Raw genomic sequence first — 18,906 nt, 5'->3', positions numbered from 1 at the left:
TCCACGATGCCCACTGCCCCGGATCCCGCGTCTGTCCTGGACCGATTCACCCCCGCAACCCGTGAGTGGTTCGCCGGGGCCTTCGCCACGCCCACGAGTGCCCAGTTAGGGGCGTGGGACGCCATTTCCTCGGGACAGCACGCTTTAGTGGTGGCCCCGACCGGTTCGGGTAAGACGCTCTCCGCGTTCCTCTGGGCGCTCGACAGTTTCCTGCGCACCGATTCCGCCTCGGCCTCCTCGACCGCCGCAGCCCCACAGCAGCAGGGCACGTCGCAAGCGGGAGGCGAGCGGCCGGCGTCGGGATCCGCGAACGCTGGAACGAAGGTCCTGTACATCTCCCCGCTCAAGGCGCTCGGGGTGGACGTGGAACGCAACCTGCGGGCGCCGCTGATCGGCATCACGCAGACCGCCAAACGGCTCGGCCATGACGCCCCGGAGGTCCGCGTCGGCGTGCGTTCCGGGGACACTCCGGCCCGCGAGCGCCGACGCCTGGTCAGTCATCCGCCGGACATCCTGATCACCACTCCGGAGTCGCTGTACTTGATGCTGACCTCGCAGGCGCGGTCCACCCTGGCCGGTGTGGAGACGGTCATCGTGGACGAGGTGCACGCAGTGGCCGGCACCAAACGCGGCACCCATCTGGCGATCTCCCTCGAGCGGCTCGACGCGCTGTTGCCTCAACCGGCGCAGCGCATCGGACTGTCGGCCACGGTGGAACCGAAGGACGAGGTGGCCCGGTTCCTGGGCGGCATTCAACCGGTGCGCGTCGTGGCGCCGGCGGCCACCAAGTCCTGGGACGTGCATGTCACCGTCCCGGTTCCGGACATGACCGAGCTGCCGGCCGCAGAAGCGGCTCACGACTTGGGGCCGGCCTCGGGGATCGAGGCGCAGGCTTCCATCTGGCCTCATGTGGAAGAACAGATCGTCGATCTCGTGGCCGCCAACCGCTCCACCATCGTCTTCGCCAACTCGCGGCGTCTCGCCGAGCGCCTCACCGGACGGCTCAATGAGATCTGGGAGAACCGGGAGGTCGCTGACCAGTTCCGCAATCCTCCGCCCCAACCTCCCCTCGAACCTGCCCGCGAACCTGCCCACCCACCTGCTCGTCAGGCCCCGGCCCAGTTGATGGGAGGCGCGGGTCAATCAGCCGGGACCGCAGGCGAGGGTACCGAAGCCGAGTTCGCGCGGGCCCATCACGGTTCCGTGTCCAAGGAACAGCGGGCCCTGATCGAGGACGCTCTGAAGTCGGGGCGCTTGCGGTGCGTGGTGGCCACCAGTTCCCTGGAGCTCGGCATCGACATGGGCGCGGTGGATCTGGTGATCCAGGTGGAGTCGCCGCCGTCGGTGGCCTCTGGGCTGCAGCGAGTGGGTCGCGCCGGTCACCAGGTCGGTGAGACCTCCACCGGCTGGTTCTTTCCCAAGCATCGCGGCGACCTGGTGGACACCACCGTGGTGGTCGAACGCATGCTCGCCGGCAAGATCGAGTCACTGTCCATCCCGAAGAACCCCTTGGACATCCTGGCCCAGCAGACGGTGGCCGCCTGCGCCCTGGAGGACCTGGACGTCGAGGACTGGTTCGACCGTCTTCGCCGCACCGCCCCCTTCGCCACCCTGCCCCATTCGGCGTACGAGTCGGTGCTGGACCTACTCTCGGGCCGCTACCCCTCGGACGAGTTCGCCGAGCTGCGCCCACGCGTCGTCTGGGACCGTGAGGCCGGCAGTCTCAGCGGCCGGACCGGCTCTCAGTGGCTGGCCGTGACCTCGGGTGGCACCATCCCCGACCGCGGACTCTTCGGCGTCTTTCTGGCAGGCACGGAGGATCGGACGGCTGGCGAGGGCACAGCTGGCAACGGCAATACCCCGGCTGGCCCCGAGTCAACAGGAAAGGCCTCGGCGGGCACCACGCGAACCGGCGGTCGGCGGGTCGGCGAACTCGACGAGGAGATGGTCTACGAGTCGCGCGTCGGGGACGTGATCGTCCTGGGAGCCACCAGCTGGCAGATCCAGGACATCACGCACGACCGCGTCCTCGTGGTCCCGGCCTTCGGCCAGCCCGGACGCCTGCCGTTCTGGCGCGGAGACGCCGAGGGCCGCCCCGCCGAGCTCGGTGAGGCGGTGGGCGCCTTCCGCCGTGAGGTGGCCGCCGCCCTGCCCGCCACCCCCCCACAGGATGCCACCCCCGCAATGCCCGACGACGGCCCGGTGGACCGGCTCTCGGCCGCCGGATTGGACGAATGGGCCCAGGACAACCTCACCGCCTACCTGTCCGAACAGGCCGAAGCCACCGGGCGACTTCCGACAGAGAAGACCCTCGTGGTCGAGCGGTTCCACGACGAGCTCGGCGACTGGCGCGTGGTGCTGCACTCCCCGTACGGCATGCCGGTGCACGCTCCCTGGGCGCTGGCCGTGGGAGCGCGGTTGCACGCCCGCTATGGCATGGATGGTTCGGCCATGGCCGCCGACGACGGCATCGTGCTGCGCGTGCCGATGATGGAGGACGAACCTCCCGGGGCAGACCTGTTCCTCTTCACTGCTGAGGAGCTCGAGGAGCTGGTCACCGCGGAGGTCGGCGGTTCGGCCCTGTTCGCGGCCCGGTTCCGGGAGAACGCAGCCCGCGCCCTGTTGCTGCCGCGCCGGGACCCGGGCAAGCGCACCCCGCTGTGGCAGCAGCGCCAACGCTCGGCGCAGCTGCTGGAGGTGGCCCGGAAGTACCCGCAGTTCCCCATCATCCTGGAGACCGTCCGTGAGTGCCTGCAGGACGTCTATGATCTTCCCGCGCTCAAAGAGCTCGCCACGAAGATCGAGGCCCGCTCCCTGCGACTGGTGGAGACGACCACCCAGTCACCCTCGCCGTTCGCGCAGTCGTTGTTGTTCGGCTACGTGGCCCAGTTCATCTACGAGGGCGATTCTCCGCTGGCCGAACGCCGGGCCGCAGCCTTGTCACTCGACCCGGGACTGCTCAACGAACTCCTCGGCAGGGCGGAACTGCGGGACCTGCTCGACCCCAGCGTCATCATCGCCGTCGAGACTGACCTGCAACGACTCTCCCCCTCCCGCCGTGTCAAGGGGACGGAGGGCCTCGCGGACCTGCTGAGGCTGCTGGGGCCGTTAACAGCAGAGGAAGCAGCGGCACGACTGCGCGGGGACGAGTCAGCCAGCCCCGCGCCAGAGCACCTCGACCCAGAGCACCCCGAGCCAGAGCACCCCGAACCCGCCAGTCGGGACGAAGCCGCAGCCCTGTTGGACGGGCTGGTCACCGCGAACCGCGCCCTGAGCGTCCGGATCGGTGGCGAGGTGAGATATGCCGCCGTCGAGGACGCGGCCCGGCTGCGCGATGCGCTCGGTGTGGCCCTGCCCATGGGCATCCCGCTGGCCTTCATCGAACCGGTGGCCGATCCCCTCGGCGACCTGGTCTCTCGCTTCGCCCGCACCCACGGGCCCTTCACCGCCGCCGAAGCCGGTGCTGCGCTGGGACTGGGGGCCGCCGTCGTGCATCAGGTTCTGCAGCGGCTCGCCGCCGAGAACCGGGTCACCGAGGGACAGTTCCGCCCCACACCCGAGCCAGCTTCTGACACCGAAACCCGGCCGTCGGGGCCCTTGGACAGTGAGTGGTGCGACGTCGAGGTGTTGCGGCGGATCCGGCGTCGGTCACTGGCCGCCCTGCGCGCCGAGGTGGAACCGGTGGATCAGTCCGGCTATGCCCGGTTTCTGGCGGATTGGCACCACCTGGCCCCTGCTCCCGGCGGCGGGTCACCGGCCACCCTGTCCGGGGTCGACGGCGTGGCCTCGGTACTGGACCAGCTCTCGGGCATTCCCATTCCGGCGAGCGCCTGGGAGACCCACATCCTTCCGTCCCGCGTCCGCGACTACGCCCCGGCCCTGCTGGACGAGTTGTTGGCCAGTGGTGAGTTCCTGTGGTCGGGCACGGCGGCGGCCAGCGGCCATGACGGCTGGGTCGCCTTCCACAGCGCCGAGTCATCGGACCTGTCTCTGGCGCGGGCCGAGGACTTCGAACCGGAGCCGGTCCATCGTGCCCTGCTGGACGTGCTCGACGGCGGCGGAGCCTGGTTCTTCGGCCCGCTCGCCGAGCGTGCCCGGTCCGGACTGGAGGGTCACCTCTCGTCCTCGGCGCTGCTCACGGCCCTGTGGGACCTCGTGTGGGCCGGGCTGGTCGGCAATGACACCTTCGCGCCGGTCCGAGGTCTGCTGGGCCAGGGACGCACGGCGCACAAGTCCACCTCCCGTCCGCCCCGCGCACGGGCAGCCCGGCCCGGACGAGGAGCACGCTTGTCCCGCTTGCGCAGACTCGAGGAAACCTCAGGACGCGAACTCGGAACCCGGACCACCGGAGCCATGCCTGCTGATATGTCCCCGGTGGACGCCGCCCGCTCGGCCGGACGGTGGTCGCTGTTGCCGTCCCCGTCCACGGATCCCACCCTTCGCGCTCATGCCACGGCCGAGTACCTGTTGGACCGCTATGGCGTGATCACGCGCGGTTCGGTCATGGCTGAGAACGTCCCCGGCGGCTTCGGCACCCAGTACAAACTGCTGACGCGGATGGAGGAAGCCGGCCAGGTCCGCCGCGGCTACTTCATCGAGCACCTCGGAGCCGCCCAGTTCTCCACGGGAGCCACGGTGGATCGGCTGCGCGGATTCTCCCAGCAGGATGTTCGGGCCGAGGCCGCGCCTGCGGCCGTGGCGCTGGCCGCCACGGACCCGGCCAATCCCTACGGCGCGGCCCTGCCCTGGCCGGAGATCCCGGTCGAACCTGACAGCAGCCGACCGACCGGCCAGCGCCCGGGACGGAAGGCCGGCGCCGTCGTCGTGCTGGTGGCCGGGGAACTGGTGCTGTACCTCGAACGCGGCGGACGGACCGTACTGCTGTTCACGGAGGATCCAGAGGTGCTGCCACCGACGGCCACGGCGCTGGCGTGGGCCCTACGCACCGCGCGGGTGCAGAAGATGTCCCTGGAAAAGGTCAACGGCCTGCCGATCCCCGGCACCGCTCTGGCCCATGCCTTGGTCGAGGCGGGGTTCTATACCTCGCCCGCGGGCATTAGGTTCAGGGCATGAGCGAATCTTCTGGCCATCCCGACACTGCTGCTGCCCCCTCCGCCTCAGCCACCTCCGATGCCGCACCCACAGTGACGCCCTTCCTCATGTTCGAGGGGAACTGCCGCGAAGCCGTGGAGTTCTACGTGGCGACCTTCGGTGCCTCTCTGCCCGACACCGCCGTGGACTCACTGGCCTTATACGGCCCGGACGACGCCGGCACCGAAGGTCTGGTCGCCGGGTGCGAGTTCACGATCGCCGGACAACGGATCCGGGCCTTCGACTCACCTGCCCATCACGAGTTCACCTTCACCCCGTCCATCTCCTTCTTCATCGACGTCACCTCGGCCGATGACGTCCGGACGCTGGCCTCCGCGCTGGGAGAGGACGGCTTCGAGCTCATGCCACCGGACGACTACGGCTTCTCCGAACTCTTCGCGTGGGTCCAAGACCGATGGGGAGTGACCTGGCAGCTGAACTATGCCCGAGGGTGATTCCCTCGTCCGGCTCGCCGATCAGTTGCGCCCGGTCCTCGAGAGCAAGACCCTGGTGCGCACCGACTTCCGGACGCCACAGCTGGCCACCCTCGACCTCTCCGGGCGACTCGTTGACGCCGTGCGGCCATGGGCGAAATACTTGCTCTTCAGAGCCGGTGACCTCACGATCTTGTCCCATCTGAAGATGGAGGGCCGCTGGGAGGCCTACCCACTCACCAACGACGCCGGCACACCGGTCACCCCGCGCTGGCGCCACCCGGGGTGGCAAGCACGCTGCGTTCTGCAAACGGAACGGCACCAGGTGGTCGGATTCCAATTGGGCCTGCTCGAGGTGGTGCCGACCGCGTCCGTGGCGGACCGGTTGGCGTTCTTGGGCCCGGATCTGCTCGATCCGGACTGGGACGAGCTACCTCGGGCGGATGCGTTGATGAACGAGGCGGTCCGCCGACTGAGCTCGGACCCGGACCGGCCCGTCGGCCTGGCCCTGCTGGATCAGAGCCTGGTGTCCGGCATCGGCAACATCTACCGCTGCGAAGTCCTGTTGTTGGCTCGGTTGGATCCGCACCGATCCGTCGGCTCGGTCCCTGATCTGCCCGGACTGCTCGGCCTCGCCCGGGACCTCATGCGTGCCAACATCGAGCCAGCCCGCCCCGGCAGCCGGCCACCGCGGCGCACCACCACCCAGGTGACGCCCGACGACGGCGCTCCCTACGGCGTGCGCGTCACCCCTGCCCGCGCGACCGTGCAGCATCGACCCGGCCGGTCGACACCACCAGGGCAGCGGACGTGGCCCAGCCATTGGGTGTACGGCCGCCAGCGCGAGGGGTGCCTGCGCTGTGGCGGGCCAGTCGCCGTCGAGCCCTTCGGAGACGAGCAGGCGAACAGCCCGGCCGAGAGTCGTACCCTGTATTGGTGTAGGCAGTGCCAGCGATGACCGTTCCGGTGGCATTCGCGTCTCGCCGGAAGCACCCCTCCCGAGGAGGCTGACATGGCTGATCCTTTTCCGCAGGACCGCGCCCACTCCACCGTCGCCCTGGTGTTGGCGGGTGGACGAGGTGGCCGCCTGTCGCCGCTGACCGATGCCCGGTCCAAGCCAGCCGTACCGATCGCCGGCCAATACCGCCTCATCGACGTAGTGCTGTCCAACCTGGCGAACTCTGCGTTGCGCGACGTGTGGATCGTGGAACAGTACCGGCCCTTCACCCTCAACCAGCACTTGGCCGGCGGACGACCGTGGGATCTCGATGGCACCCGCCATGGAATGCGTCTGTTGCCTCCGGCGGAGGGTCGCACGGAGGAGGGATTCGCCGCCGGCAATGGTCACGCCCTGCACCAACAGATTCCTCTCCTGGAGTCCTTCGGGGCCGACACGGTCGTGGTGCTCAGCGCCGACCAGCTGTACCAGTTCGACCTGCGCCCGGCGCTGGAGCGGCACCACTCCCGCGGCTCGGAGCTGACCATGGTGACCACCGAAACGAACGACGACCCGTCCCGGTTCGGCGTGGTACAGGTGGACGGCCACGACGTGGTCACCCGCTACGACCACAAGCCCGACGCGCCCCAGGGCCGGCTCGTGGCCTCGGAGATCTTCATCTATGACGTCGCCGCTCTCGCGGAGGTGACCCGCCATCTCACGGCCGAGCGCGGGGATCCGGACGGTGACTCCTTGGGCGACTACGGCGATTCGATCCTGCCGCACTTCGTGGAGCACCGGAGGACCCACGCATACCGGATGGAAGGGTACTGGCGAGACGTCGGCACCATTGAGGCCTACTACACGGCCCACATGGAGTTGCTCGACGGCACCGGCTTGGACCTGGACCGACCCGGCTGGCCACTGGTGACCAACCCGAAGCACGCGCCGCCGGCCTGGATCGATACACAGGCCACGGTGTCGGCATCGCTCGTCACCTCTGGCGGTCGCATCCTGGGCGAAGTCGAGCACAGTGTGATTGGCCCGGGCGTGGTGGTGGAGCCTGGCGCCCGGGTGTCCCACTCCGTCCTGCTCGGTGACTGCGTCATACCAGCGGGGGCCGTGCTGGAATCGGTCATCGCCGACGTCGGCGCGGCCATTCCTCCTGGACGTTCCGGCGGTCCCCGGCGCGGGCAGGGCGACATCACCGTCCTGGTGCCGGCCGACCGCGGCCCCAACAGTTCGGATGAGACCACCGGGCACTGACGCCGCCGTCCCGCGGGCGGAGTGATGGGCACGTGCGACAGGAACCGGGCCGCCGATCTGGAACACTGGACCCTGTGTCCCAACCACCACCGCTGCCCGTTCGTGACGGCGTCAACGCGACCCGACTCACCGTGCCGGACACCGGTTGGGCGACCATCCTCGACTACGTGCTGCACCGTTGGGGTCACGTGGACCCGGACGGCATTGTTCAGCGCTTCCGCGACGGCGAGGTGCGCGCCGCTGACGGCCAAGTCGTCACGCCGGACACCCCGCTGACCGCCCACGACTTCGTCTGGTACTACCGCAGCGTTCCGCACGAGGACCCGATCCCCTTCCCGGTCACGGTCCTGCACCAGGACGAGCATCTCCTCGTCGCCGACAAACCGCACTTCCTGCCCACCACTCCGGGCGGCCGGTTCGTGCAGGAGTCGGCTCTGGTGCGGCTGCGCAACTTACTCGGCCTGGATCACCTGGTGCCCATGCACCGCCTCGACCGGGCCACTGCGGGCGTGGTGATGTTCTCGACCAACCCCGAGACCCGCGGCGCGTACCAGGTGCTCTTCGAACGCCGGCAGGTGTGGAAGGTCTATGAGGCGGTGACGGCCCTGACCGCGGCCGACCGTTTTCCCCTGACCTACCGCAATCGGATGGACAAGGTGAAGGGCGTGCTGACCGCCCGGACGGTGGACTACCCCGTCAAGGTCTCAGGCCGCTCGCCCGGCGACCCGGCACGGCCCGGGCGCAAAACCAACCGGCCCACGGTGGGCGCCAACGCGGAGACCCGGATCGAGCTGATTGGCACGGGGGTGTCCGCGGGCACCTGGGCGGGGGACGCCGTCGCGCATGTTCGTCTTCTGCCCCGCACAGGGCGCACCCACCAGTTGCGCGTCCATCTGGCCGCGCTCGGACTGGGCATTCTGAACGACCCGTTCTACCCCGAACTCCTCGACGCCGCCCCGGACGACTATGACCGTCCCCTGCAATTGCTGGCCCACACCATCGGCTTCACCGACCCGCTGACCGGCCAGCCACGGCAATTCAGTTCCCGGCTGCGGCTGCGCGAACGCCCGGAGGCACCTCGATGAGGTGGCCGGTCTGGCTGGAGGCGCTGGCAGCCACCGGGTCGGGGGTGTCGGCGGGCTCCGGGCTCGACACCGACTGGATCGAGTCCCTGGGCTGGTGGTTCCATCCCCTGACCGCACTGCTCGTCGCCCTGGATGCTCCGATTCCTCCGGTGCCCAGCGAGCTGTTCGTCATCGGGTCCGGAGCCATGGCCAATGTCGGCACCGTCAGCCTGGTCTCGTCCGTTCTGGCGGCGTGGTTGGGGTGCTGGGCCGGGGACGTCGGGCTCTACGCGCTGTTCCGGTACCGGCTCACGGGTCTACTCGACCGCGCCTCCTGGGGCCAGCGGATCCACCGCGGCATTCTGCGCCTGTTGGACAAGGCCGGGCCGGCACCGAGCTTCGCATCGCTCTTCGTGTTGCGCTTCGTGTCGGGCGGCCGGACGGCGTCGATGGCCGCGGCCGGAATCGCCGGCATCCCGTGGAAGCCGTTTCTCGCCCTGTCAGGAGTGGGTTCCCTCGTGTGGTCCGGATACATGGTCGGTCTGGGATGGTTCACTGGCAACGCGACAGGCCTGCCCTTCTGGGCCAGCGCGCTGGTGGGGATGGGATTGGGTACCCTTGCAGGGTTGGTCATTGCGGGGGTCGTTGCCATCCGGCGACGGTCCAGGGAGGGGTGAAGGTGGACGCTGAGTCTTCCTCGTCATCATCTTCCGCCGCGCTGGAACGTCTGAAAGCCGCGGCGGAGAAGTCGTCCGGCCCAACGCGGTCTGACGCGCCGGAAGAGCCGACGTCGGCGCCGTCCGGTGAGGCCACGGGCGACGACAACGGCACCCACAAGCCAGCGCGACTGCGGCACGCCAACACGCGCGAACCCCAAGGGCCGTTCGAGTCGTTCAATGAATGGCTCGACAGCCTGGGCGAACCGGACTGGGACAAGGTCTCCCAGTCCATCTACGACTCCCCCGCCACCTTGAGAGCTGCCTACGAGCGGCAGAGGGCCCATTGGGAGGCCGAGCGCAAACGGCGGGCTGAGGAGAAGCGGTTGGCCGAGGAACGGGAGGCCGCCGAAAAGGCCGAGGCCGAACGCCAGGCCGAGCTTGAACGCCAGCGCGCTGCTGAGCAGGCCGAGCGGGAGCGCCAAGAGGCGGAACGACGCGCCGCCGAGGAAGCCGAACGCGAGGCCCGGCGGCAAGCCGAAGAGGAAGCCCGGCGCGAACAGGAACGCCTGTTGGAGATCCAGCGCGCCGAAGAAGAGGCCCTGCGCCAGGAGATGGAGCGCCAGGAACACGAGGAGTGGCTGGCGCGCCAACGTGAGCGAGAGACCTGGGCGCTGCAGGTGGCCGCTCGCGAGGCCGACGGCACGGACTGGATTCCCCCGGCCGACCGCCGAGCCATGCTCGAGGAACGCGGAGAGAACCTCACGGACGCCCAATTGCTGGAACGGGCTCGTGCGTCCTTGCCGGATATGCGCCACCGCGACCGGATCGTGGAAAAAGCCCAGGCCATTGAGACCGCGACGCTGCGCCGGTCACGTCCGATGCCGTCCGCGGCGGCCCCTGAGCCGGCCCCTCCGGTCTCGAACTACATTCCGCCGTACAACCTGCCCTCCCTCGAGCCCGATCCGGCCCCGACCAGTCTCGACGTGCTCCGTCGGTTCACCGTCACGGTCGCCTTCCTGGTCTTCGTCGGCGGCGGGATCTTCGGGATCGGCTTCCTCGGCAACGACGGCGCCGGGCCGTGGCTGCACGAATTGCACGGGGGCAGGTTCGCCGGCGGCTTCTCCATGCTCTCCATGTCCTCGTGGCATCAACTCGTCTGGCCGGTGCTCTGGCTCGCGATGGGGCTGTACACCGTGCACCAGTGGCTGCCCTCACAGGCCTCCGCTGCCCGCCAGCGAGCCACGGGGTGGCGACTGTCCGCGGCCATGGTCGCGGCCACTCTGTGGTTCGTGATCGCCCGCACCGGAGTTCTCCTCGGCTTCGAACTGGCCGTCTGGCTGGCCGTGGGATACCTGTTGGTGGACAGCATCCACCAGCTGAACCTCTACACGGCTCGCACCCGGGTCGAGAGGGCCATCACGGACGGCATGATCGGGTTGTTCACCGGTTGGGCGGTCATTTTCGCCGCCACCAACGCCTCCATTTGGCTGCAGTCCCTCGGCATCAACCTGCTGTGGATTCCGGGGCCGGTCTGGGCGGTGCTGACTCTGATCATCGTGGTGTGGGGCGCGGCCATGATGGCCATGACCGAGCGTGGCCGGATCACCATCGCGTTGGGCTTGGCGTGGGGTTTGACGGCGATCCTCGTCCCCCGACTCGTCGGCTCGATGACCTCAGTCTGGGTGGCGATCGTGGCCGCCATGGGCCTGTTCGTGGTGCTCCTGGCCACCGAGAACCGCCGGTACCGGATCAACCATGCCGAGCACCGCGCCGCCCTGGGGCACGAGGTCGACGACTTCTAGTCGGTCGGCGAGACACGAATGAGGTTTCCGTCAGGATCCGTGATCACGAAGGTCCGGCCGAAGACGTCGTCGTGCGGCTCCTCCACCACCGTCACGCCCTTGCCGATCCACCGGGTGTAGACGGCGTCGACGGCCTCACTGCCGCCAGCCTCCATCAGGCCGATCTCACTGGTCCGGGGAGTGGCCGGAACGGCGTGATCGTTGTTGCCGCTCCAGAGGGCGAAGAGCACGCCCGGCGCCACTTCGAACGCCACGTAGCGAGGGCTGGTGAAGTTTGGGCTGATCTCAAAGAGGTCGCTGTAGAAGGCGGTGGAGGCCTCGACGTCCTGGACGTAGAACAGGAACAGATTCGGGGCGGTCATGATGAGTCTCCTCTCGGTGGCGAACGGATGGTCCATCCACCATGACAACGTCAATACAGGACAAAAGCTGTCATGTATTGACAGACTGATCTCATGAAGGCCTCCCGATTGCTGACGCTGTTGCTGCTGCTGCAAACCCGCCAGCGACTGAGCACGGCAGAGTTGGCCGAGCGACTCGAGGTGTCCCGCCGAACCGTCTTGCGTGACGTCGACGCCTTGTCTGCGGCCGGAGTGCCGGTCTATGCCGAGCGCGGCCGGTACGGCGGCATCGCCGTGCTTCCCGGTGCACGGCTCAATGTCTCTCACTTGGAGCCCGCCGAGCTCGAGGCGCTCTCCATGACGGGACTGGACCGAGACCAACAAGACCGTCTCGGACTGGCAGCGGCAGCACAGCGGGCGGCCGACAAGGTCCACGCCCGGCATACTCCGCATGCCGTTGCCGATTCTCCGGCAGTGCCGCTTCGCGACGTGGTCGTGGCTGAGTCTTCCGCGTGGATGAGCCGATCTGAACTCATGGTGGATCTCAGTGAGCTGGCCTTGGAACTGCGGAACCGCCGGCGAATGCGGATCAGATACCGGCACAGCTCCCACGATCAGCCTCAGGACGAGCTGGTGGATCCCTACGGTCTGGCCACGAAGTCGACTCGGTGGTACTTGGTGGCCGATCGACAGGACAAACCCCGCCTGTATTCGCTCGAGCGTCTGGAATGGTACGAGTCCTTGGACGAACCGAGCATGACCCGGCCCGGCGAGACGCTGTCGTCTGTGTGGGCCGAGCTGAAGAAGCGTATCGAGGCGCCCGGGGATGTCACCGTGGAGGCGCGGCTGCGCCGTCGTCGGGTCGATCTGGCCCAGCGCATCCTCGGGACGAGACTTCACAGCGTTCGCCCCATTGACGACGAATGGTGCGAGGTGACGATCCAGTATTCGGACGTGGAGTCCGTGCGCCAGCTCCTGCAATTCGGCGACCACCTCGAGGTCATCGCCCCGGCCTCCGCCCGCCAGCGGATGCACGACCTTGCCGCCGACGTCGCCCGGAGGCACGCTCCTTGGGGCAAAGTCAGCGATCAATAGTGGCTTTGAGGGCCGCTCAATCGCCACCTTCGGCCGCGGGCAGGACCGTGGAGCTGCGGATGTGCTCGTAGACGATCGAGGTGCGCACGTCGGCGACCTCGGGTTGTTCCGTCATTCGATCGATCACGAAGGCGTAGAGATGGTTGTTGTCCGGAACGGCGACGTGGATCAGAAAGTCCTCGCTGCCGCTGGTCACGAACAGCCCCAAGACTTCAGGCAGTTCGGCGGCCCACTCCCGGAACCCTTCGATATTCGAACGCGTTGGGGGTCGCACCCGGACCGCGACGAGTGCTTGAACCGGTCGGCCGATCTTGGCCAGATCGACGTCCAGCCGAGCTCCGGTGATGACTCCCCGTTCACGCAGCGACCGAGTCCGGTCCAAGGCTGTGGTCGGTGCGATGCCGACCGCGGCAGCCACATCGCGATTGGTGCGCCGAGCATCGTGGAGGAGTTCGCGCACGATCGCCGTATCAAGTTCGTCCAGATCAGCCATACGACCAGGGTATCCGAATTATATACGAACAGCGATAACTGCACTGAATCTATGGTTAGACTTCCTCTTCGTTACCGTATTCAATTCATCACGAGAGGCCGATTCTGGTATGAGTGACCAGCCAGTGGGGTTCAATCCCGACGAGATTCGAACCGGTGCATCGACGCGTTCGACCCCCTTGAAGTGGGTCATTGTGGTCGATCGCGATCTTCCCGCAGGACGGTCCGTCAACGCGGCTGCCTGCGTGTCCGCTGCCACCACCTCGTCCGTTTCTGGGCTTCTCGGGCCTGGTGGCCCAGACAGTGACGGCACCTTGCACGCTGGCTTGCCTTGGGCAGGATGCTCCATCCTGGCCGCCGACGCCGAAAAGCTACGGGTCATACGGGACAAGGCCGCAACTCAGGAGGCGATCTTCGTCGCCGATATGCCGACCGCCGCGCAAGAGGCGCGGGTCTATGACGACTACCTCAACCGTCTCGCCGGCCTCCCCGCCGAAGGGATTGACTACGCGGCCGTGAGCTTGGTCGGACCACGCAAACAGGTGGACAAGATCGTCGGCAGGCTCCGCCTTCTGCCGTGACCGTCGTTCATGCGGCCTACTGACCCAGCAATCGAACCGGTATCTCGCGCTCGACGACACCATCAGCAGTCCGCTCTACCCAGAACACCGGTCGATCACGCTGCTCGGCCACCGCCTCCACGAACGCCCCGTCTCGCCAGACCACAGCGGCGTAGTCGTCCACAGCAAAACCGTCCGCCAGTGCCCCCGTGGCCACCCAATGCTGATAGGACTCGCGACGACGAGGTTCGCTGAGATAGTGCGGGCAAGCGCTCCCAGGGATCAAACCAAGTCCGTCGTCGAGTGGTGCGAGCGGACCATACGAATCAGTTGACGATGACTCAAACCAGCAATTCATCCCCGCGCTGATACCTGCGAGCACGGTTCCGCTGTCCAGGGCTTTCTCCAGCATCTCGGGCAAGCCGTGAAGGCGCCAGATCGCCAGTAGATTTGCGGTCGAGCCGCCGCCCACGTAAATGACGTCCTGTTCCAACAACATCGCCGGGTCCGAGTACCCCCAGGGCTCATGACAGAACAGAGAAAGTACTGACGTGTCCGCACGGTCCCTGAAGGCGGCTTCGAAACGCTCACTGTAGGTGTCGGCGTCTCCGCTTGCCGTCGGGATGAAGCAGATCCGTGGCCGCGGCCTTTTGGTCATCGCAAGGATGTAGTCATCGAGAGCAGACGCTCCGTCTTCGGACATCGAGAAACCGCCCCCACCGAGTGCCACCATGGTGCCCTTCATCAGCCGACCGGCACCCATCTACCGCGCTCCCGGCGCAGCACCTCGAGGCGACCTGTCGTGGCCACCTGCCGGACGGCGTCGTGCATGCTGTGGGCGGCGGTAGCGGCCTCGACGTTCTCGCCATCCCACGTGGACTCGGGCACGGTGAACCTCACCACAATCCTCGGGATCCGGGCCACCACCTCGACGTCCTTGGCCTCCACCGTGTAGGTGGCCGCGAGCGCGGCCACGGCCCGATCCATGACCTCCTCCGGCCCGCGGTTCGGCAGCAGATCGCCGATCTGCAGGCGGGCGCGGAAGGAGGGCATAGCCACCAGTGTAGGAATCCGAGACCCGGTTCCGGGTACCGAGCGCGCGCGGCCGGTGCTACGTGTGAGCCGGAGCACTCGCCGTCGTCGGAATAACCCCGGCCTGACCAGCAGTTGTGCCAGCCATGAGCATTCTCTTCGACTCCGTGACCGTGTCCGGCCAAACTCTGCGCAATCGCCTGATCCTGTCGCCGATGTGCCAATACAACGTGACCGCCAAGGACGGAGTGCCCGGCCCCTGGCATCAGACGCATCTGGGTGCCCGCGCCGTGGGCGGCTTCGGCATGGTCGTCAGCGAGGCCACTGCGGTGGTGCCCGAAGGCCGCATCTCTGACCAGGACACCGGACTGTGGAACGACGAGCAGCGGGACGCCTGGGCGCCGATCACCGAGTTCATCCGCTCACAGGGCGCCGTTCCGGGCATTCAGCTCGCGCACGCCGGATCGAAGGCCTCGACCTGGCCCGCGCATCCGGGATACCCCGACGGCGGGATTCCGCTGGACGAGGGCGGTTGGGAAACGGTCTCACCGTCCGGAGTGCCGGCCGTGACCAACGTCGGACCCACCCGCGAGCTGTCCACCGACGAGATCGAAGAGGTCATCGAGGCCTTCGCCGCCGCCGCACGGCGAGCTGACGAGGCCGGTTTCGACGCCATCCAGATCCACGGCGCCCACGGATATCTGATCCACCAGTTCCTCTCCCCGATCACCAACCAGCGTACGGATGAGTGGGGCGGGTCCTTCGAGAACCGCACCCGGCTTGCGCGCCGCATTGTGGCTGCTGTTCGCTCCGTCTGGCCGGCCGAGAAGATCCTGGGCATTCGCCTGTCCGGCTCCGATTGGCTCGACGGCGGCTGGAGCGAGGACGACACCGTCCGGCTGAGCCGCGAGCTGGCCGCCGAAGGCCTGGACTGGGTCGACGTGTCCTCCGGTGGCATCGGCGACACCTTCCAGGGTCCGACGGGACCGGCCTACCAGGTGCCGCTGGCCGGGGCCGTGCGCCGTGGCACCCTCGACGTCCCCGTGCCCGCCGGATACGGGGCCGCCTTCGACGGGAACGAGGACGACCGTCGAGTCTTCGTCTCGGCCGTGGGTGCCATCACCGATCCCGAGCTGGCCGAGTCCGTGGTCACGGAGGGGCGGGCCGACGGCGTGAGCCTGGGCCGCGCCGCCCTGGTCCAGCCCAACTGGCCCATCGAGGCAGCCAAGTCCCTCGGCGACGATCGCTTCCGCGAGTTCGTCGCACCGCCGTACCACCGCGCAGCGTGGGGCCGGGTGTCCACCCCGGTGCGTCAGGCAGAGCCCGCCGGCGTCGCCAGCTGATCCTAGCCGTGAGCGGAGGCTGACAGAGCCAGAGGAGGGGTCACCGCCGGTCACGGAGCCAGGCGGTGACCTCCTGCTCGGTGATGCCCCGGTCCTCCCAGTCCTGATACCACGCGGGCCTCAGGGACCGGGGCAGCCGGTGGCTGGTCCACACGGCCGCCACCAGGCTGACGACCAAGCCAACCACCAGAACGAACACCCAGACCGCGGGAACGGAACCGGTGCCACCGGCACCGATGATCACTCCTGCGCAGACGGCGACGAACAGGATGCCGGCCCCGGTCAGAGCCATCGGCAGGAGGCCCCAGTACCGCCCCAAGAAGGTCAGCGGAGGCCGCGCCAACATCCAACTGCGGAACCGGCCGCTGTAGGACAACCACGCCGTGAACAGGAATCCCGCACCGATCACGCCCAGCACGGCTCCCACGACCACACCGGTCAGCTGTTCTGACATGCTTGCTCCTCCAGCACTCGGTGGTTGGCTCTGCATCTGCGGAGTCGCCTCGTGTACCACTCACACCACATGGTCACGCTACCGGTCGCTATGGGCTCCGGCTCCGCGCCAGAACGCGCCTGAGCTTCGCGACACCGCGACCCGCCCAACTGGCCGGTCCCCGGTCCGGCGGCGTGACCGGCAGACCGGACTCGGGTAGAACAGAGGCTATGAACGTACGCACCCCCGACCCGAATCCCGGGTGGCTGTCGGAAGAGGAACTCCAGGAAGCCCGACGCCGGCTGCCCATGGTTTACGTGGAGGCCCTCCCGGTCCGCCTGGACCCGCTGGGGTACGTCTCGGAGATCGGCCTGCTGTATCTCGCCGACGGTGACGGCCACTTGCGCCGCACCCTCGTCTCCGGTCGGGTGATGTACCGCGAGACCGTGCGGGCAGCCCTCATGCGCCACCTCGAGAAGGACCTGGGCCCGCTCGCTCTGCCCCAGCTGCCGCCGTCGATCACGCCGTTCACCGTGGCCGAGTATTTCCCGAGCCCTTCGGAGACCGGGCTGACGGACGACCGTCAGCACGCCGTCGCCCTGGCGTATCTGGTCCCGGTGACCGGGGAATGTCAGCCGCGCGGAGATGCCCTGGAGCTGTCCTGGCTGACCCCCGAGGAGTCCATCAGTGACGCGATCCAGGCCGAGTTCATCGGCGGCCGCGGCAACCTGGTGCGTCAGGCCCTGGCCCACGTGGGCTGGGGGCGCTGAGCGGTGATGGACCAGCACGACGACGGCCGGACCGACTATCTGCGCTCGGTCAAGGCCCAGCACGTTAAGCCCGGAGACCGGTTCCTGACCCGACGCGGCGAACCTGCGGCCCCGGTGACTCAGACGCGGACGAGCCGCGACGACTTCGGGACTCCGGCTCTGGTGATCGCGACGCTGGCCGACGGTCGAGAGGTGCGGATCGCGTACAACTCCACGATCCGGGTGCGCACGCACCGCCCGGCCCCGGCACTGGATGCCCGGGCGGACCTGGCTCCGGTGGCCGAGGGAACCCCCGAGGCCACCGTGGTCCAGGTGGCCCAACTGCATCCGGACAATCAGCACGTGCTGACCGTCGCCGCGAAGCTCTCCCGGGGCATCAACCTACGCTCGGGGTCACAACTGCAGGACATCGACGCTCTGGCGCGGCACCTGTTCATCGACCTCGATGATCCGGATGGCGCACTGCGCCTGACCACCCTGCTGACGGATCTGCCGTACGACGGGGCCATGGGCCGGTGGAAGTCCATCGAGTCATCCCTCGCCCTGGCGGCCACCATCCACTTCCTGCGCGGCGAGGAGACCGAGGGACGCGCGGCCGGGGCCCGCCTGACCGAGCCGGACGACGCCGAGGACGATCCCATCCGCGCTCAGCGCACCGCTGAGATCCGGCAGCGCCAGCTCAATGAACCGAATCTCTACGACCGGGAGGTCCTGCGCGCCGAAGCCGCTGACGACCCGGTGACGGAACGGGAGTGGCGTGAGGCCCGCCTGGCAACGCTGATGTACCTGCGCGCCCGCGGCGGTTCGGAGACCTTCACCGCTGAAGAGCTCGACCGCCGGGTGCGCCGGGAGATCGAGGCCCTGCGCGCTCTCGCCGCTCGGATCGCAGAGGCCGGCGAGGACTGAGGAGTACCCCTGAGGGGACGGAGGGTCCGGACTCCTACCGGAGCTGGGCCTTGATGGCCTTGCGCTCCTTCTCCAGCCTGCGTACCCGGTGGCCGAGCTTGATGAGCCGCACGGAGCCGAAGAGTCCCATCACGAGGACGCCGGCGATGGCCGCGAAGAGCATGGCGATGCCCAGCGGCAGGCTGAAGTTCCAGCCGAAGTAGGCGAACTGCGCCTCCACGTTGTTCTGCAGGATGAAGATCAACAGCAGCACGAGCACCACGGCACCGAGGATCAGCGCGATCCAGGTCCCGCCGCTGAGGCCTCTGCGGGCCGGCTGGTCCAGGGAAGGGTCCATCTGCACTTTGGGCCGGGTGGTGCCTTCGGGGACGGTGTCCAGCTCACTGTCCGCCCGCGGTGATCCAACAGGATCGGTTTCGACCTCGTACTCCAGCTCGGTTTCTCCCGGGTGCGCCGGTTCCACGGCACCGGATCCGGTCCCGGGAGGCCGCCCGCCGTGTGGGTTGTCGCTTCTGCGTTCCATGTCAGGTCCCACTCTCGTTACCGATTGGTACTGGTCAAGCTACTGCCATTGGGCCGCTCACTCAACCCGCGCCGCCCCCGTCAACTGGGGGCGCCGTGGCTGGAGGAGGCCACCATCGCAGGACAGGCCGAGCGGTAGTGGTAGCACTAGCGGAATCG

At 68.1% G+C, this 18,906-nt stretch carries 18 protein-coding genes; 12 read left to right on the top strand and 6 right to left on the bottom strand.

Annotated elements, in window-relative coordinates; translation table 11 throughout:
* Nucleotides 1–6 precede the first annotated feature (6 nt).
* The 7 genes from ACFQQD_RS06230 (at nt 7) to ACFQQD_RS06200 (ending at nt 11,253) form a co-directional block, all read left to right on the top strand.
* Nucleotides 7–5,073, top strand: a complete 5,067-nt coding sequence (locus ACFQQD_RS06230; RefSeq protein WP_378087341.1) for a DEAD/DEAH box helicase — start codon at nt 7–9, stop codon at nt 5,071–5,073.
* Nucleotides 5,070–5,546 carry a VOC family protein gene (locus tag ACFQQD_RS06225; RefSeq protein ID WP_378087339.1) on the top strand — a complete coding sequence of 159 codons (477 nt, stop codon included), beginning with the start codon at nt 5,070–5,072 and terminating at the stop codon, nt 5,544–5,546. Before ACFQQD_RS06230 ends, ACFQQD_RS06225 begins: the two co-directional genes overlap by 4 nt.
* A complete protein-coding gene (locus ACFQQD_RS06220) occupies nt 5,533–6,483 on the top strand; it encodes a DNA-formamidopyrimidine glycosylase family protein (protein ID WP_378087337.1) in 951 nt (316 codons plus the stop codon). Before ACFQQD_RS06225 ends, ACFQQD_RS06220 begins: the two co-directional genes overlap by 14 nt.
* Before the next feature lie 54 nt (nt 6,484–6,537).
* Nucleotides 6,538–7,728, top strand: a complete 1,191-nt coding sequence (locus ACFQQD_RS06215) for a glucose-1-phosphate adenylyltransferase family protein (protein ID WP_378087335.1) — start codon at nt 6,538–6,540, stop codon at nt 7,726–7,728.
* A gap of 74 nt (nt 7,729–7,802) precedes the next feature.
* Nucleotides 7,803–8,813, top strand: coding sequence for a pseudouridine synthase (locus ACFQQD_RS06210; RefSeq protein WP_378087333.1), 1,011 nt, complete (start codon nt 7,803–7,805; stop codon nt 8,811–8,813).
* Nucleotides 8,810–9,469: a DedA family protein gene (locus ACFQQD_RS06205; RefSeq protein WP_378087331.1), complete on the top strand. Its 660-nt coding sequence runs from the start codon at nt 8,810–8,812 to the stop codon at nt 9,467–9,469. The genes ACFQQD_RS06210 and ACFQQD_RS06205 overlap by 4 nt, the downstream gene beginning before the upstream one ends.
* A gap of 2 nt (nt 9,470–9,471) precedes the next feature.
* Nucleotides 9,472–11,253: a hypothetical protein gene (locus tag ACFQQD_RS06200; RefSeq protein WP_378087329.1), complete on the top strand. Its 1,782-nt coding sequence runs from the start codon at nt 9,472–9,474 to the stop codon at nt 11,251–11,253.
* Here ACFQQD_RS06200 and ACFQQD_RS06195 read toward each other — a convergent pair.
* The gene (locus ACFQQD_RS06195) at nt 11,250–11,615 is read right to left on the bottom strand and encodes a VOC family protein (RefSeq protein ID WP_378087327.1); all 366 of its coding nucleotides are present in this window, start codon (nt 11,613–11,615) and stop codon (nt 11,250–11,252) included. The two genes, ACFQQD_RS06200 and ACFQQD_RS06195, sit on opposite strands and share 4 nt — an antisense overlap.
* Before the next feature lie 93 nt (nt 11,616–11,708).
* Between ACFQQD_RS06195 and ACFQQD_RS06190 the strand changes: the two genes are divergently transcribed.
* Nucleotides 11,709–12,689, top strand: coding sequence for a helix-turn-helix transcriptional regulator (locus ACFQQD_RS06190; RefSeq protein ID WP_378087325.1), 981 nt, complete (start codon nt 11,709–11,711; stop codon nt 12,687–12,689).
* A 16-nt stretch (nt 12,690–12,705) separates the two neighbouring features.
* On the opposite strand, the gene ACFQQD_RS06185 is transcribed toward ACFQQD_RS06190, so the two are convergent.
* Nucleotides 12,706–13,182: an Lrp/AsnC family transcriptional regulator gene (locus ACFQQD_RS06185; protein ID WP_378087323.1), complete on the bottom strand. Its 477-nt coding sequence runs from the start codon at nt 13,180–13,182 to the stop codon at nt 12,706–12,708.
* Nucleotides 13,183–13,291: 109 nt separating this feature from the next.
* On the opposite strand from ACFQQD_RS06185, the gene ACFQQD_RS06180 reads away from it, so the two are divergent.
* Nucleotides 13,292–13,762 carry a DUF2000 domain-containing protein gene (locus ACFQQD_RS06180; RefSeq protein ID WP_378087321.1) on the top strand — a complete coding sequence of 157 codons (471 nt, stop codon included), beginning with the start codon at nt 13,292–13,294 and terminating at the stop codon, nt 13,760–13,762.
* Nucleotides 13,763–13,778: 16 nt separating this feature from the next.
* On the opposite strand, the gene ACFQQD_RS06175 is transcribed toward ACFQQD_RS06180, so the two are convergent.
* Both ACFQQD_RS06175 and ACFQQD_RS06170 read right to left on the bottom strand, forming a co-directional pair.
* On the bottom strand, nt 13,779–14,486 hold the full coding sequence (locus ACFQQD_RS06175) for a Type 1 glutamine amidotransferase-like domain-containing protein (protein ID WP_378087319.1): 708 nt from the start codon (nt 14,484–14,486) through the stop codon (nt 13,779–13,781).
* Complete coding sequence (locus ACFQQD_RS06170) at nt 14,486–14,794, bottom strand: hypothetical protein (RefSeq protein ID WP_378087317.1); 309 nt, start codon at nt 14,792–14,794, stop codon at nt 14,486–14,488. The genes ACFQQD_RS06175 and ACFQQD_RS06170 overlap by 1 nt, the downstream gene beginning before the upstream one ends.
* Nucleotides 14,795–14,919: 125 nt before the next feature.
* On the opposite strand from ACFQQD_RS06170, the gene ACFQQD_RS06165 reads away from it, so the two are divergent.
* On the top strand, nt 14,920–16,116 hold the full coding sequence (locus ACFQQD_RS06165) for an NADH:flavin oxidoreductase/NADH oxidase (RefSeq protein WP_378087315.1): 1,197 nt from the start codon (nt 14,920–14,922) through the stop codon (nt 16,114–16,116).
* 40 nt (nt 16,117–16,156) lie between these two features.
* Here ACFQQD_RS06165 and ACFQQD_RS06160 read toward each other — a convergent pair whose 3' ends face one another.
* Nucleotides 16,157–16,570: a hypothetical protein gene (locus ACFQQD_RS06160; RefSeq protein WP_378087313.1), complete on the bottom strand. Its 414-nt coding sequence runs from the start codon at nt 16,568–16,570 to the stop codon at nt 16,157–16,159.
* A 209-nt stretch (nt 16,571–16,779) separates the two neighbouring features.
* Between ACFQQD_RS06160 and ACFQQD_RS06155 the strand changes: the two genes are divergently transcribed.
* Both ACFQQD_RS06155 and ACFQQD_RS06150 read left to right on the top strand, forming a co-directional pair.
* Nucleotides 16,780–17,319: an NUDIX hydrolase family protein gene (locus tag ACFQQD_RS06155; RefSeq protein WP_378087311.1), complete on the top strand. Its 540-nt coding sequence runs from the start codon at nt 16,780–16,782 to the stop codon at nt 17,317–17,319.
* Between the two features lie 6 nt (nt 17,320–17,325).
* Nucleotides 17,326–18,225 carry a DUF6707 family protein gene (locus tag ACFQQD_RS06150; protein ID WP_378087540.1) on the top strand — a complete coding sequence of 300 codons (900 nt, stop codon included), beginning with the start codon at nt 17,326–17,328 and terminating at the stop codon, nt 18,223–18,225.
* Between the two features lie 34 nt (nt 18,226–18,259).
* Here the strand turns inward: ACFQQD_RS06150 and ACFQQD_RS06145 are convergent, their stop codons facing one another.
* Complete coding sequence (locus ACFQQD_RS06145; protein WP_378087309.1) at nt 18,260–18,748, bottom strand: lipopolysaccharide assembly LapA domain-containing protein; 489 nt, start codon at nt 18,746–18,748, stop codon at nt 18,260–18,262.
* Nucleotides 18,749–18,906 lie beyond the last annotated feature (158 nt).

The sequence above is a fragment of the Citricoccus sp. GCM10030269 genome, from assembly GCF_042665635.1.
Lineage (GTDB): Bacteria > Actinomycetota > Actinomycetes > Actinomycetales > Micrococcaceae > Citricoccus.
This window is presented reverse-complemented; position numbering and strand designations above follow the sequence as displayed.